At 37.4% G+C, this 17,818-nt stretch carries 7 protein-coding genes; 5 read left to right on the top strand and 2 right to left on the bottom strand.

Going from position 1 to position 17,818, the window contains the following annotated elements:
• Window positions 1-53 precede the first annotated feature (53 nt).
• Together C1H87_RS23620 and C1H87_RS22930 are read left to right on the top strand one after the other, a co-directional pair.
• On the top strand, window positions 54-5,897 hold the full coding sequence (locus tag C1H87_RS23620) for a PKD domain-containing protein (protein WP_102758058.1): 5,844 nt from the start codon (window positions 54-56) through the stop codon (window positions 5,895-5,897).
• A gap of 1 nt (window position 5,898) precedes the next feature.
• Entirely contained in the window at window positions 5,899-6,900 is a 1,002-nt protein-coding gene (locus tag C1H87_RS22930) for a PorP/SprF family type IX secretion system membrane protein (RefSeq protein WP_102758057.1), read from the top strand.
• 3 nt (window positions 6,901-6,903) lie between these two features.
• On the opposite strand, the gene C1H87_RS22925 is transcribed toward C1H87_RS22930, so the two are convergent.
• Window positions 6,904-8,865: a M1 family metallopeptidase gene (locus C1H87_RS22925; RefSeq protein ID WP_102758056.1), complete on the bottom strand. Its 1,962-nt coding sequence runs from the start codon at window positions 8,863-8,865 to the stop codon at window positions 6,904-6,906.
• Between the two features lie 373 nt (window positions 8,866-9,238).
• On the opposite strand from C1H87_RS22925, the gene C1H87_RS22920 reads away from it, so the two are divergent.
• The 3 genes from C1H87_RS22920 (at window position 9,239) to miaE (ending at window position 16,516) form a co-directional block, all read left to right on the top strand.
• On the top strand, window positions 9,239-13,186 hold the full coding sequence (locus C1H87_RS22920; RefSeq protein WP_102758055.1) for a T9SS type A sorting domain-containing protein: 3,948 nt from the start codon (window positions 9,239-9,241) through the stop codon (window positions 13,184-13,186).
• Between the two features lie 154 nt (window positions 13,187-13,340).
• Window positions 13,341-15,887, top strand: a complete 2,547-nt coding sequence (locus C1H87_RS22915) for a DUF559 domain-containing protein (RefSeq protein WP_102758054.1) — start codon at window positions 13,341-13,343, stop codon at window positions 15,885-15,887.
• A gap of 47 nt (window positions 15,888-15,934) precedes the next feature.
• Window positions 15,935-16,516 carry a tRNA-(ms[2]io[6]A)-hydroxylase gene (miaE, locus tag C1H87_RS22910; protein ID WP_102758053.1) on the top strand — a complete coding sequence of 194 codons (582 nt, stop codon included), beginning with the start codon at window positions 15,935-15,937 and terminating at the stop codon, window positions 16,514-16,516.
• A gap of 191 nt (window positions 16,517-16,707) precedes the next feature.
• On the opposite strand, the gene C1H87_RS22905 is transcribed toward miaE, so the two are convergent.
• Window positions 16,708-17,811, bottom strand: coding sequence for a DUF2911 domain-containing protein (locus C1H87_RS22905; RefSeq protein WP_102758377.1), 1,104 nt, complete (start codon window positions 17,809-17,811; stop codon window positions 16,708-16,710).
• Window positions 17,812-17,818 lie beyond the last annotated feature (7 nt).

Here is a 17,818-nt window from a genome sequence, read left to right as displayed (position 1 = left end):
TCCATTAAAAAGAATAATTACTTTAGTATCAGCTATTAACAAAACAACATTTCATGCGTAAGATTTATTTTCTTACAACACTATTTGTGTTTACAATTAGTGTTTCAATTTTCTCCTCTAACAAATCTGAAAAAAATAAAGAACAAATAAACATTAAAACCTCTTCCCGTTATTCAAACAATACTTCAGTATCACATCCACCACCAACCGTAGATTTTAATTTCACCAATAATTTATGTTCAGGAGAAACGGTTTCCTTTACTTCTATTGTTACCGGAGATGGTGGTTTTGATTATACTTGGAATTTTGGAGACGGAGTAACCTCAACAGAACAAAATCCAAATCATCCCTTTGAAGAAACAGGCTGTGGTACTAGAGATTTTAGCGTAACACTTACCGTTACAGATGTTAATGGTTTGTCTGCATCAAATACGAAAACTGTATCCATAAAGGAAAAACCAGACATCTCATTTTTTGATATCAACCCGGGTGTTGCAGGAGCATTTAACAATTGTGGCAACACAAGTGCAAGCTCTGAGTATTTGGTTGAAGTAGGTAATAACTCTTCTTCCAATTCATGTATTGATTCTTACGATATTGATTGGGGAGATGGTAACACTCAAAACAGCGTAACATTTCCTCTTTCACATAATTATTCAGGATTTGGAACCTACCCCATGAAAGTTACTGCCAATGGTAGTAATGGTTGTACCAATGAAGTGACATATCTTGTTAAAAATGCAACAAATCCTTCTGGTGGTATATCTGGACCCGGAAATACACAAAACTTATGCGCTCCTACAGCAAGTTTACAATTCGAAATTACTAATTGGGGAACCAATACTTCAGATACGACTTACGATATTGACTTTGACGACGGAACAACTATTTCCTATACACAAGCAGACTTGGTAGCATCTTCTTTTTACAATGCTTCAGATCCATCTGCTTCATTACCATTTCCTATAACACCCCATTCTTATACAACATCAAACTGTCCAAACGAATTTACGGTTAGACTTTGGATTAGAAACGCTTGTGCACCTAATCCTAATCCAGCAACACTTCCAAATATTTTAATATTAATAAGTCCAAATGCGAGTTTTACAGCTCCAAGTTCTGAATGTCAAAATACGCCTGTTCTATTTATAAATACGACAGATCCTGGTTTTGGATTTAATTGCTCGTCTGATATGACCTTTACATGGGATTTTGGTGATGGTACTACGCCTACTGTTGTGAATAGTTATCAAAATGTGAATCATGCATTTACAAATCCTGGCACTTATACAGTAACGCTTACTGCTGATAATAATATTTGCGAAAAAACAACTTACACTCAAAACATATGTATTGAACCCCCTCTTGCTCCAACTTTCTCTACAAATACAGATAATGGTTGTAGTACACTAAACGTAAACGTTACAAATACGACTGATGAAACTGATAGTTGCTCACCACCAACATATTTATGGCAAGTTTCGTATGCCCCTAATTATTGTGGTACTGCACCGGGAGTTTGGAATTTTACAAATGGTAGCAACCAAAACTCAAAAAACCCATCTTTTAGTTTTGATACACCCGGAACATATACTCTAAATTTAACAGCATCAAATTCTTGTGGAGATTTCATTGCTTCTCAGGATATTATAGTAAAACAACCACCAACCAATATCATTAACCCTATTACAGATTCTTGCGGATCGGCATCCATAACCCCTGTAGCTACAGTTAACAGCTGCTCACCAGCGTCGGAGACACCTATCTATAGTTGGTTGTTTCCTGGTGGAACGCCAACGTCAGCAAATACTCTAAACCCTGGTACCATTACGTATAGCAGTCCCGGAACATATCAAGTTTCATTTAGCGTTGAGACTAGCTGTGGTATAACAACAGATACCGAAGATTTTACTGTAAACCCGATTCCAACGATAACAAACACCAATCTAACCCAAACCATTTGTTCTGGAACCGATACAGCAGAAGTTATCCTAACATCAGATATTACAAATACATCGTATACCTGGACGGCAACTGCTCCTGCAGGTGTTACCGGGTTTATAGCGTCTGGAAATACCAGTACAATTCCTGTACAAACCTTGTTTAATACAAATACAACATCAGAAGATGTTACATATACCATTACACCATCTGTAGGTAATTGTGACGGTACACCTGTAAATCTGGTAGTAACGGTCGATCCTGCTCCTGCATTTACCAGTCAGCCACAGTCTGAAACCATTTGTTTAAACGGTCCTGTAGCAACCTTGTCTGTAACCGTTAATGGCCCGGGAACACCGAGTTATCAATGGTACAGAAATACCGCAAACAATACAGCCACTGGAACAGCAATTCCCGGTGCAACCAACGCGACATTAACACCACCAAATAATCCTGTTGGTGTAACCTATTACTATGCTATCGTATCTTTTACATCTGGCACGGGTTGTAACGAAATAATTTCGGATACCGCCAGAATTGAAGTTGTAAATGGGATTCAAATAGATACACATCCCGTTACTTCACAAAGTATTTGTAATGGCGGGGATATTGCTACCCCATTATTAGTCACCCATTCTGGAGGTACAGGGACAATTAGCTACCAATGGTATGCTAACACAACAAACTCCAATACAGGAGGTACAATTATAACAGGAGCAACAAACGCCAACTATACGCCTCCAACTTTTACGATTACTGGAAACTACTATTATTATGTAGTTATAACGCCAAATGGTAGTGGGTGTAGTGATATAACTAGTGATGTTGCAGAGGTTATTGTTGTTAACGATCCTACAATAACAACCCAGCCTTTAGCCTCACAATCGCTTTGCCAAGGCACCACGCCACAAAACTTGGAAGTAGTTGCAACTGGTGGATTAGGAAGTTCGTACACTTACCAATGGTATAGCAACACCACAAATACCAATTCTGGTGGTACATTAATTACTGGTGCAACAAGTTCTATATTTACACCACCCACAACAGCTGTCGGTACACTTTACTATTACTGTGTCATTACACAAACAGATCCTGGTTGTCGTGTTGTAAGTAATACTGCTGAAGTAGACATAAACGCTGCTCCGGCTTTTACCTCACACCCAATTTCTGAGGCCATTTGTTCAGGAGACACCTTCAATACCTTGTCTGTAGGATATACAAACGGTGTTGGTACACCAACCTATCAATGGTATTCCAATACGATAAATAACGCGACTACCGGAATTGCCATAACTGGCGAAACCAATGCAACATATGCTCCTCCTTCAAATTCAATTGGAACAATTTACTATTATGCCGTCATTACGTTTTCATCTGGCGGTTGTACTGAAATAACCTCACAGGTTTCAGAACAAACAGTAAATCAAACACCAGAAATAAGCGCAAAAACACAAACCATTTGTAGCGGCATCACGTTCGATATAACGCCAAATACTTCTGGAGGAGATATTGTACCCGCGAACACATTATACACTTGGACGAATCCTGTAATAAGTCCTACGGGAGCTATTACTGGTGCTTCTAACGAAACCAATCCGCAAAACAACATTAGTCAAACCTTAATAAATACGACAACAAATCCTGCTACAGTAACCTATACGGTAACTCCTGTTTCTGGGACTTGTTCCGGCGCAGATTTTACCGTAACCATAACAGTTAATCCATCTATTAGTGTAGTAGACAATGTAACCAATAGCAGGTGTTATCTAGAAAATTCAGGCGCTATAGACATAACCATAAGTGGGGGCGTTCCTTTTACCGTTGGAAGTCCTTATTTAATTTCATGGACAGGTCCAAATGGATATATTAATGCTAATGAAGATATCTCCAACTTAGAACCCGGTAACTACACCCTGACTATTGGTGATGAAGGTGGTTGTCCTTTCACAAAAAACTATACAATAACAGAACCGGATGCGTTGGTTTTTAGTACGACAACTTTTAATCCTGAAACAATATCTTGTTTTGGTGCCAATGATGGTTCTATTGGTATTGATATTTCTGGAGGCACTACCCCCTATCAATACAATTGGACCAGAAACGGAACCTTTTTCTCTAACACAGAAGATATATCTAGCCTTGCTCCAGGAGATTACGAAATAACAGTTACAGATGCCAATAACTGTACACCGATCACCCAAAGTTTTCAAATTATCGAGCCTCCTCTATTAGAGGTTGGCTTAGTTAATCAAGTTGATATTATTTGCTTTGGAGAGGCGACTGGCGAAATTAATATCAATACTATAGGTGGAAGACAAATAGAAGTTTCTACAGGTGTTTTTGACTATGCGTATGCATGGACTGGACCTAATGGATACACAAGCAACCTTCAAAACCTATCAGGGTTATTTGCTGGCACGTATAACTTAACAGTTACCGATAAATCTGGTTGTACAGACACCTTAGAAGTCATTTTAAGCCAAACCGACGAAATTATTATAGATTACACCCAAACAGAAATTGAATGTTATGGAGATAACAATGCATCCATAATCATTAATACTATTTCTGGAGGAAACCCGCCATACAACATACAATGGAGTAATTTAGGTTCTGGGATGACTCAGAACAACTTATCCGCAGGCAGCTACATCATTACAATTACAGATAGCACTAATTGTGTAAAGCAGGCTACTGTTGTTATTGATGAAGCACCAATATTTACAACAAATCCCACCGTAACTCAAGTATCTTGTTTTGGTGAAAATGATGCCAACATCGTTTTAAATCTCGTAGGAGGCATAGACCCAGTTACATTAACCTGGAGCGATGATCCTTCTGCTGGCTTAGAACGTAACAACATTGGCCCAGGCTCTTATACCGTAACCATTACAGATGGTACACCATGTGTTATTACCGAAACTTTTACTATTATACAGCCTGACCCACTTGATCTTTCAGCTCAAGTTACCGACGCTCTGGATTGTGATGATGCTAATAGCGGCACCATTAATTTAATAGTTACTGGAGGTACATTGCCTTTAAGTTACTCATGGTCCAACGGAGCAACAACAGAAGATTTATCCTCAACACCTCCGGGTAATTATACGGTGGTCGTTACCGATGCCAATGATTGTGAAATTTCAAGTAGCTGGACAATTAATCGATTTGAACCGTTGACTGTTAAAGTAGATACCATTACAAATTTTAATTGTGATACACGTACTGTAAACCAAACCTTCCATGCTAAGCCTAGCGGAGGTGTACCGCCATACCAATTAAGTTGGTCTGATGGAATAATTTCCGGAACCAATAATGAATTTATGGAACCTTTAGCCAATGGCTTAGTTATTTTGGATATTGTGGACAGTTTTGGTTGTACTACCAGTTACTCCGTAAATGTAAACACTCCGGTTTTGGGTGATGCTAATTTTGAATTGAACTCAATTGGCTATTCGTCATATGGCATATATTCAAAGAAAGATCCAATCCAATTCACAAACATAGCCACTGGCGATTACGATTCCATACTTTGGGATTTTGGTGATGGTAGTTTTTCTAACGAAGTAAACCCCGTACACACATATGCTGCAGAAGGAGACTATATAATAACCCAAACCGTTACCTACCCCTTTGGTTGTGTGTATTCTCATATTATTACTTTAACTATTGAAAAAGGCTATAGTTTGATGATGCCTAATGCCTTTACTCCAAACAGTGATAACTTGAACGACAATTTTATTCCGGCACATAAGGCTCTAACAAATATGAAACTGGAAATTTACGATACCTGGGGAAGTTTGGTTTTTGTTGAATCCAGCGATAATCTTGAAGGTTGGAATGGAAATATTAATGAATCTAAAGCCGAAAACGGAAACTACTACTATAAATTTTCTGGTAAAACTTTTTATGGAGAAACCATAACGTCTCAAGGTGCCATTGTTTTAATTAGATAAAATGAAGATAAAAATCTCAACCCTCATAATAATTACTCTTTTTTGCTCAAAAGTTTATTGTCAAGACCCTATTTTTTCTCAAACCGCTTTAGTACCAGAAACGATCAATCCGGGTTTTTCGGGTTTTGAAAATTCAATATATTCTGGCGTTATGTATAGGAAACAATGGCCCTATCTGGATTTAAGAGTTGATACTTTTTACTTCTTTGTGAATAGTAAGATAGATGAAGACGCAAACCACGCTGTTGGTGGCAACATTTTGTATCAGCGTGAGAACAACACCAATTATCATTACGGACAGGCCAATCTGAATTATACATACCATATAAACATAGTAGACGATTGGTATTTTAGACCAGCAATTGAAGTGGGTTACGGTATAAAATCACTTAATTTTAATAATTTGGTGTTATCCGATCAAATAAATATAAACTCAGGAACTATAAACAATCAATCCATCGACCCGTCTGTTCCACAAGAAAACCGCAATCAAGATTTTTTTGATTTTGCAGCTGGTTTTGTAATTGACAAAAAAAATAATAAAGACGATACCGACTTTTGGATAGGAGCCGTTGTTAAACACTTAAGTAGGCCTAGTATTTCGTTTTTCGATGATAGAAATGTTCCTCTGGACATCTTTTACTCCATACACGCCAATTATAAATTTAAGTCTTCTGGTAACTACGATATGTATGCCTCCTTAAACTATATGAGACAAAGTGCATATAGCAGATTGGATATAGGTACTACGCTTAAATACGATAGATTTTTTTTAGGGGTAATGGCAGTGACTAATCCATCTAAAAATGGTATTAACAATAATTTATTAACGTCTATAAATCCACTTGTAGGCATAGAATTTGAACGCTTCCGCTTTGGATTTTCAAGAGATTTCAACACATCTAATATTGGCAGGACAGATGGTATTTACGAGATTTCTATCACGTATTTGTCACGTTGTTTAGGGTGCTACGATCCTAGTAATCCTAAAAGAAGAAAATAATATCTATTTAGCTTTTAACATATGCTTCGCAAATTTTGAAAATTGCCAGTTGTGATGCCTCGTGGCTTGTTGTAAATTTTCCTGACACGCCTCACCACAGGAACTTATCCATTTTAAATAACTAAAAGCATTCATACGAATTTCAAAACCATATTTTGGACTGGTATAATCTAAAAGTTCATTAAAAAATACGTCGTCATTTTCAGGTTCAAAATCATCAGTAATCAAAGCGAGAGTCAACCAAAGTATTCTAATGTTCTTATCGTTAAACCCTTGAATATGTCTAGTTTTTTCAAAATAAACATGTCGGTCTTCCGGAAAGCTGTTCCATAATCCGAACAACGCCGCTTCGATGGTTAAATAAGACGCATCATTTAAAAGTGTCTCGTAATTCTCTTTTAGAGCTAAAGGCACCTTAGGCAAGGTTTTGGCAATCGCCTGACGTACTTTAACGGGGTTTTTAAAATCTTCTTTTTGCAATCGATCCGGTATTTGCGAAATAACTTTTGCTTTGGCTTCATCTGAAATTCCAGAAGAAATATAGTCCTTACATTTAGATGTGAAAGCCTCACAATCTACCATTAAGTATTCTTGTATAAACACCGATTTTTTAAGACTTTCTAAAGCAGCGTCGTAATTAAAACTCTTAGTTTTTAACCAAACCTCAACAAAATCATCTAAATCTTTGCCACTCGCCTGCTCTACTTCTTTTATAAAATCGTCGGTTTCTACATTTTTAAATTTATGCTTTTTCAAATAACTCTTAACTGCTTTTTTAAAAGCCTTATCTCCTACTTGCTCACGTAACACATGCAAAGCCCAAGCTCCTTTTTTATAAAAAGTTGTACTGCTAGATTTTGGATCTAATAGCATGGTGCTTTTACCTGTTTTATCTTGATCCAATAATTCCTGAGCATATTCATAAAGTCTCCAATAATAGTATTTATCTCCAAACACCTCTCGTTCTGCCAATAACGCATAATATGTAGCAAAACCTTCCTGTAACCAATGGTGGGTTCCAGACGTTTCTGTAACCAAATCGCCAAACCACTGATGTGCTAGCTCGTGTGCATTAACATTTACATAATTCTTATCAACAAAAGCAATGGAATCGACTACGAAAGCATCAGAAAAAATGGTAGTACTTGTATTTTCCATACCAGCATATAAAAAATCCTTTACCGGCACTTGTTTATAGTTCTGCCACGGATATGGCACTCCTATCTCTTCCTCTAAAAAATCGAACATTTGTTTAGTATATCGATAAGTGGGTTCAAACTTTAAAGAATCCTCTGGGTAATAATACATCTCTATAGGAATCCCACTTTTAGAGTAATCAACATTTTTATGATACTTTCCAATAGCTAAAGCTACGAGATAACTAGACATGGGCTTTTGCATATCGTAATGCCATTTTTTATTGCCAAAAGAATCTTCAGTGGTATTTATAAGATTACCATTAGCAATAACCTCATAACCCTTTTCAAAAGTGACGCTTAAATCAAACTCAATCTTATCGTTCATGTCATCTAAGCTCGGTAACCAGTTACTCGTATACTTCCCTTGTCCCTGTGTCCAGATCTGCTTATTTCCTTCTTCATTATTCCAATCAATAAAATACATGGCCTTTTTAGGATTGGCAAAATATCCGAAACTAAGTTGGTAGTTCTTATTCTTCTTAAAATCGTGCTTTATTAATAGTTTCTTACCAGCTTGGTCATAATCAACCGCTCCGTTATAACCATCATAAACTAATTTTACATCGGTAAACCTCATCTTTATGGCATCTAAATAAATGGTATCTACCGATTCCAATATTTTTAAATCGTAAGTTACATAACCAAAAACCTTACTTTGGGTTATATCAAAATTGATATCTGCTTTAGCTTTTATAAAATCGACATTATGTGTTTGTTGCGATGCAACAATAGAGGTAATAAGTAAAAAGGCATATTTTAATTTCATATTTCTAATATAGCAAACTTTAGTCCAAAATTTAATATTCAGTTTATTTTAAAAAGGTCATATTCTACATTAACGATAAGTTCTAAATTTAAAAGACGATACATTTTGCCTGTATTTTCTTTCATTTAAACGAAAATATTAATAGCTAAAGAAAAAAACCTGTAATTTAAAGTAGGAAAAGTTGATGTTATAAATATTAAAAGAACATTTTAGTTTATAACGCTTTATTCTGCTTTTTTATATTTAAAAGATATACTTTTTACAAGAATTTCCCTTTACGATTAATAGCCAACAACCCTATTTCTTTCCAAGAAACTAACCTGACTATGTTATTGGTTTATTGCTATAAATACTAACCAATATTTAGATTATTATGAAAATCTCTCCTCTCTGTTTTTTTAGAAAAACGCTTCTTTTATTTATTATTACATGTTTTACAACACCTATTACAAATGCCGCAGACAAGTTATCTACTTTAAACACTAATAAGGTCTTTAATACGTCTAATTATACCTTAGATGCAAATACTATTGCACCGCTTAGTGTAGCTGTTAAAGATTACTGCGACGTTGGGTGCTATGGAGGTAATAATGCGCATGCTACTGCAACAGCAAAAGGCGGTTTAGCACCATATAGCTTTCTTTGGAGCAATGGAGCTACAACCCAAAAAATAGTAAACTTAACCAATGGCACATATCAAGTCATCGTTACTGACGCAAATGGTAGTACCGCAAGCTGTACAGTTACCATTGAAGCTCCTGATGAGTTAAGTTGCCAGATTAACAAAATAAACGACGTAAGCACATATGGCGCTTCAGATGGGGCTGCCGAAATAACTCCCACAGGTGGCACTAAACCCTATTATTATGCTTGGGATAATGGAGAGACTACTGCCAAAGCTATACAATTAAATGCAGGCAATCATAGTGTAACTATAACTGATAAAAACGGATGCATCACCCAATGTAATATACAAATAGAGGAACCAGATCCTGAAGTGTGTAAAAGCGCAGGAGAAGATTGTGCTATAGAGTTGTGCAAAAATGATCCGCCATCTGAAAAAGAATTATTTGCAGCCTTACTTGGTCATCCAAGTGAAGGTGGTACGTGGAGTGGTCCAGTAAATGGAATCTACACCTACACTATAGCTGCTACAAATTACTGCCCCGAAGATACGGCAACCGTAACTGTATTACAGCCTACAAAACCATATGTTGAATGCTATCAAACGGCTATATTTAATGAAGATACTTGTAAATGGGAGGTCACAGGAGAGAAACCTCAAGAACCGCAAATAGAATGCTATCAAACAGCTATATTTAATAAAGATACTTGTAAATGGGACATTACTGGCGACAAACCCGACGAGCCAACCGTAGAATGTTATCAGATAGCTACTTTCAATACAGACACATGCCAATGGGATATTACTGGAGAACAACCGGAAGAACCTACAGTGGCGTGTTACCAAACAGCTATATTTAATACAGATTCTTGTAAATGGGAAGTTACCGGTGACAAACCCAAAGAGCCAACCGTTGAGTGTTATCAGACAATTATTTTTAATACAGACACTTGTAAATGGGACGTTACCGGTGACAAGCCCAAAAAACCAACTGTAGAATGCTACCAAACAGCTACATTCAATACAAACACATGCCAATGGGATGTTATAGATGAGCAACCAGAAAAACCTATAGTGGAATGTTATCAAACAGCTACATTCAACACGAACACATGCCAATGGGACGTTACGGGAGAACAACCAGAAGAACCAACAGTGGAGTGTTACCAAACGGCTACTTTTAATACCGATACTTGCCAATGGGACATTACAGGAGATCAACCTGAAAAACCTATATTGGAGTGCTATCAAACCGCTACTTTTAATCCAAACACATGTCAATGGGATATTACGGGAGATCACCCAGAAGAGCCAACCGTGGAGTGCTATCAAGCCACTACTTTTAATACCAATACATGCCAATGGGACGTTACAGGTAATCAACCGGATGAACCAACTGTGGAGTGCTACCAAACAGCAACCTTTAACGCGAATACATGCCAGTGGGACGTTACAGGTGATCAACCGGAAGAACCTATAGTGGAGTGCTATCAAACAGCTACATTCAACACAAACACATGTCAGTGGGACGTTACTGATGAGCAGCCAGAAGAACCTACAGTAGAGTGCTACCAAACGGCTACTTTTAATACTGATACTTGCCAGTGGGACATTACAGGAGATCAACCGGAAGAACCTATAGTAGAGTGTTATCAAACGACTACGTTCAACACAGACACATGCCAGTGGGATGTTACAGGTGAGCAGCCAGAAGAACCAACGGTAGAGTGCTATCAAACTGCAACCTTCAATACAAACACATGTCAGTGGGACGTTACTGGAGAACAACCGGAAGAACCTATAGTGGAGTGTTATCAAACAGCAACCTTTAACGCGAATACATGCCAGTGGGACGTTACGGGAGATCAACCAGAGGAACCAACTGTAGAGTGCTATCAAACCGCTACCTTTAATCCGAACACATGCCAATGGGACATTACGGGAGATCACCCAGAAGAGCCAACCGTGGAGTGCTATCAAGCCACTACTTTTAATACCGATACATGCCAATGGGACGTTACAGGTGATCAACCGGATGAACCAACTGTGGAGTGCTACCAAACAGCAACCTTTAACGCGAATACATGCCAGTGGGACGTTACGGGAGATCAACCAGAGGAACCAACTGTGGAGTGCTATCAAACCGCTACTTTTAATCCAAACACTTGCCAGTGGGACATTACAGGAGATCAACCGGAAGAACCTATAGTAGAGTGTTATCAAACGACTACGTTCAACACAGACACATGCCAGTGGGACGTTACGGGAGATCAACCAGAGGAACCAACTGTGGAGTGCTATCAAACCGCTACTTTTAATCCAAACACATGTCAATGGGATATTACGGGAGATCACCCAGAAGAGCCAACCGTGGAGTGCTATCAAGCCACTACTTTTAATACCAATACATGCCAATGGGACGTTACAGGTAATCAACCGGATGAACCAACTGTGGAGTGCTACCAAACAGCAACCTTTAACGCGAATACATGCCAGTGGGACGTTACGGGAGATCAACCAGAGGAACCAACTGTGGAGTGCTATCAAACCGCTACTTTTAATCCAAACACATGTCAATGGGATATTACGGGAGACCAACCGGAAGAACCAACTGTAGAGTGTTACCAAACGGCTACATTCAACACAGATACTTGCCAGTGGGACATTACAGGAGATCAACCGGAAGAACCAACTGTAGAGTGTTACCAAACGACTACGTTCAACACAGACACATGCCAGTGGGACGTTACAGGTGAACCTCTTGAAGCTGGTGACAATGGTAATTTAACGGTATGCGAAGGAGCTATACCAACCGAAGCTGAACTATTTGCCGCTCTAATAGGAGCCGATTCTGGAGGAACGTGGTCCGGACCTGTTAACGGTGTATATACATATTCAATTACTTCAGGAAATTGTCCTGAAGATATAGCAACCGTAACTGTAACTGAAGAAAATTGTGAGCCAACTGGGTGCGAAACCGCTTTTGCCAGATATTCAGAAAACAACACTTGTTTTATAAACGATGGGTTCCAAAGATGGGGCTGGACCAACTTCCTTACCACGGCCGGTAGTTATACCATGGCATTATATTCAGGTGCGGGTCAATGTAATCTAAACAATGGAGCGCAATCCGGTAACGTAGAGATTGAATGGACAAACAACACCGTAAGTGTTACCATTGATCTGTTCTCTGGTTTTATAATGACAGAAGCTCAATTATACATTGGAGATAACGATTATCCTGTAAGGCAACAAGGGCCAAATTCGACTGAAACTGTAGCTCCAGGTTCATATCCATACAATTCTGGCACACTCAGTAATTTAACTAGCTATACATTTGAAGATGTAGATGTGAGTCAGTTTACTAATGGAATATATATCATTGTACATGCCGTTACATGTGAAACAGATGATCCGCAAATTTTTAAACAACCGAAAAAGACAACTGTAAAAGCTTATCCAACTGTTTTTAAAGACAACGTAAATCTTGATATAGAAGTTAGCAAAACAACAAAAGGTTACATAAGTATTTATGGAACTAACGGAAGGACAGTAAAAGAAGTTAATAAGTTAATTTTAAATGAAGGTTTAAACAAAGTAACAATTCCAACATCAAACCTTTCAGGATCCATGTATTTCCTTAAAGTTACCACAAGCGATGGAGATCAAATAATTAAGAAAATTATCGCCGAATAAGTAATTGAGTAAGCTTTATTAAGCGGCAGTTAGATCGCAACTAACATGAATCATGTTAGTTGCGATCTTTTTTATTAAATCTCAAAATATCTTTAAATGATTAAATTTATATTGTTGTTTTATGCTTTAATCGAAATGACTTAAATTCGCTTTTATGTCTGTAAAACTTCAAACTCCTATAGATTATTTAAAAGGCGTTGGACCTAATAGAGCCGATTTATTGCGCAAGGAGTTGGGCATTCACACTTATCAGGATTTAATTAATTTATTTCCAAACAGGTATATAGATCGTACACAGTATTATAAGATCAACCAACTGCAACGTAATAGTGCAGACGTTCAAGTTATTGGTAAAATCATTGCCTTTAAAGAAGTTGCTCAAAAGCGAGGTAAACGGTTAGTAGGAACTTTTCAAGATGATACCGGTACCATGGAATTGGTTTGGTTTCGGGGACAAAAATGGATTCGCGACAGCTTAAAACTTAATAAACCTTATGTGATTTTCGGAAAAACCAATTGGTTTAATGGCAAGTTTAGTATGCCTCATCCGGACATGGAACCGTTAGAAGACCATAAAAAGAACCTGCGATCTGCTATGCAGCCCGTATATCCTTCTACCGAAAAATTATCAAATAAAGGCATTACAAATCGTGTGATTAATAAAATCATGCAGCAGCTTTTTTTAGAAACCGGGAAAAGGTTTACCGAAACTTTACCCGAAAGCTTACTTACCGAACTTAAATTAATTCCAAAAAATGAGGCGCTTTTTAACGTTCATTTTCCAATGAGTCAGGAGTTACTTTCCAGAGCTCAATTTCGATTAAAATTCGAAGAATTATTTTATATACAATTACAACTAATTCTTAAAAATCTCATTCATAAATCCAAAATTAAGGGAGTCCCTTTTGAAAAAGTCGGTAACTATTTTAATACCTTTTTTAATGAACATTTGCCTTTCAATTTAACTAACGCACAGAAACGGGTTTTAAAAGAAATTCGTTCCGATTTGGGAAGTAATGCCCAAATGAACAGGTTATTACAGGGTGATGTTGGTTCCGGCAAGACCATAGTAGCGCTCATGTCAATGTTAATAGCACTTGACAACGGTTTTCAAGCTTGTTTAATGGCGCCTACTGAAATTTTGTCAGTTCAGCACTACAACGGATCACTTGAAATGTGTAACAAATTGAATATCAGTATTGAAATACTCACAGGTTCAACTAAAACTTCAAAAAGAAAAGATATACACGAAAATCTGGAAAATGGCGATTTACAGATCCTTATTGGCACCCATGCTCTACTTGAAGATAAAGTAAAATTCAAAAATTTAGGGCTTGCTATTATAGATGAACAACATCGATTTGGAGTGGCACAACGAAGTAAATTGTGGAAGAAGGGACCGAAGGGCCCTCCTCAGTCCTCCCATGGGGAGGATGCCAAAACGGTTATCCAGAAGTATATGACTGCTCGTCCTTCGGCATATAATTTACTAAAGGAGTTACAAGCTGAAAAGAAAAGACACAGCACTGAAGCTGAGTCCATTTTATGGGAAAGTTTAAGGAATAAAAAACTTGATTATAAATTTAGAAGGCAACACATAATTGATGAGTTTATCGTTGACTTTGTTTGTCTTGAAAAGCATTTAATCATTGAAGTAGATGGTGGATATCATAACACCATAGAACAGAAAGAAGCTGACGCTTTACGTACCGAAATATTAAATAAAATTGGTTTTAAAGTCATTCGATTCAGCAATGAACAAGTAGTCGGAGATATTGATAGCGTTATAAATGCTATAGAAAAGCTGCTAAAAAGTCTCCCCTCCGGGGAGATTAGAGGGGCTTCCATCCCTCCACACATTTTAGTAATGACAGCTACGCCAATTCCAAGAACATTGGCCATGTCTGTATATGGCGATTTAGACATTTCAATTATTGATGAATTACCACCCGGACGACAATCCATAAAAACAGTGCATCGCTATGACAAAAACCGGTTAAACGTTTTCAAATTCATTAGGGATGAGATAGCAAAAGGCAGACAAATCTATATCGTATATCCATTAATTCAGGAAAACGAAAAAATGGATTATAAGGATTTAATGGATGGTTACGAAAGTATTGCCAGGGATTTCCCTATGCCGGATTACCAAATATCCATAGTTCACGGAAAAATGAAACCTGCTGATAAAGACTACGAAATGCAACGCTTTATAAAAGGGGAAACTCAAATTATGGTTGCTACTACCGTTATTGAAGTGGGCGTAAATGTCCCTAATGCTTCGGTTATGATTATTGAAAGCGCAGAACGCTTTGGTTTATCACAATTACATCAGCTTCGTGGTCGTGTAGGTAGAGGCGCAGAACAGAGTTATTGCATCTTAATGACGGGACATAAGCTCAGTAACGATAGCAAGACACGCCTTGAAACCATGGTAAGAACCAGTGACGGTTTCGAAATTGCAGAAGTCGATTTACGCTTACGAGGCCCCGGAGATATTATGGGAACTCAGCAAAGTGGTGTTTTAAATCTTAAAATAGCTGATATTATAAAGGACAATGATGTTTTACAATTAGCCCGACATCATGCCAAAAATATCCTTAAAAATGACCCCGCATTATCTTTCGCAAACAATAAAGTTATTTTAGATACCTATAGGGCGTTGAGTAAATACAAAAATATATGGAATTACATTTCGTAATTTTACGTTAGAAATAGTATTATATATACTTTTACAAAAAAATAATTATGCTTGGCTTAAAACTAGAAACCGATCCCCGTTGGGTAAATATTGTAGAATCTGATATTGAAGAAGTTCTAACCGATCATGCCTGGTGTGAGCAAAAGGCTGCTACTAATGCCATAAGTATAATTACGTTAAATCCTGAATACACCGATTTGGTTACGGATTTACTGGTTTTGGCACAAGAAGAGCTGGAACACTTCCAAATGGTGCATGATATTATTAAAAAGCGTGGTTATAAACTAGGCAGGGAACGTAAGGACAGTTACGTTAACGAACTTTATAAGTTTATGAATAAAGGCGGAAACAAATTGCAGAGTATGGTAGACCGACTTTTGTTTTCTGCTATGATCGAAGCTAGAAGCTGTGAACGTTTTAAACTGTTATCAAAAAAAGTAGAAGATCCGGAACTTGCTAAGTTTTATCATGACTTAATGATTAGTGAAGCAGGACATTATACCACTTTTATTGGATTTGCACGTAAATACGGAAAAGGTATTGATGTAGATAAACGTTGGAAAGAACTCGTAGAGTTTGAAAGCATTGTAATAAAAAACTACGGTAAGGACAGTACCATACATGGATAAAAAGAGGATATCTAAAAAGTAGTTTATTTTGTCATTCAGAGCATCGCGAAGAATCTTATTGCTTTGCAAATCACAATATTAATATCATGAGAGATTCCCTGCCTACCGGCAGGCTAGTTCATTTCATTCTGAATAGCACTTTTCAGACATCCTCTTAAGTTGCTGTTAGTAGTTTGATTGATGATGGTTTATTAATTTATATCCTCTCCTTTTTCCAATTTATCAATATTAGCTTGTACACGACCTTTTGAGGCATCGTTAGGTGCATTGTTTAAAGCTTTTTTTAAATGGGTTAAAGCTTTCGAGTAATTCCCTAAAGCAGAATACCCACGAGCTAAACCATAATGTACGGGCCATGTGTCTTTATTCTTTTGAGCATTCATTTTAAAAATCTCCAGAGCTTTGTCTTTTTCACCTTGACCTATAAGTGTTCTTCCGTATTGATGCGTTTGAAAAATAGTAGCCATATTTAAAGCTTCATCCATAGCAGCAGAAGCTTCTTCTTTCTTGCCTAACTTTGAAAGTATTTGAGATTTAATTTGAAGGTTATTATATGTTTTTTGACTAAAAAACTGCCCGGCTATCGCGCCTTCAATCCAACCTAAAGCTTCATTTAAGTCGCCTCCGTTGTTTAATGCATAATTTGCTGCTTGTTCCCAGTTTTGACGTTGAAATCCACCCTGCCCTTTAAATTCTTCTCTAAAACTAGCCAAAACAATATTTGGTACATCTACCTCAATCTTAAAAGGTATTTGTTTCTTTTCCCACTGTAAAGCCAGTACCGCAGATGTAGCATCAACACTTATAAAACTAAACGTTAGCAACTCTGTATGCGGAATAGAGCTTGTTGCTACATCTACTCTAAGAGCATCTTGAGATGGCTCGTAAAAATAGCTTCCCCAGGCTTTATGTTCTTTAGAAAAAATTAATGTAGCGGTATCGTTCTCATTAACAATAATATGAAAACCATACTTACCAGCTTTAAGAGGCTGTCCTTCAATTTTCACGTCATCAGTAAACTTTATAATAGTATTTTCATTAGCACCGGCACGCCAAGGCGATTCTTTGGCCGTTCCAAACCCTAGGTTATTCATACCGTAAGGCACGAGTTTTCCCCATACTTCCCTGTCGTTTACACTAGGTCTGGAATATTTAACATAAATCTTTGTAATACCAACTTGTTGCGACACGCTGGCCATTTGGCTTCCTCTTGGAGCATCTAATTGAGCAAATGTGTGAGAACTTACAACAAGTAATAAGCTCACAAATAATGTGGTAAGGTAGTTAGTTTTCATTCTTAGT

Origin of the sequence: Flavivirga eckloniae (assembly GCF_002886045.1) — a bacterium.
Lineage (GTDB): Bacteria > Bacteroidota > Bacteroidia > Flavobacteriales > Flavobacteriaceae > Flavivirga > Flavivirga eckloniae.
This window is presented reverse-complemented; position numbering and strand designations above follow the sequence as displayed.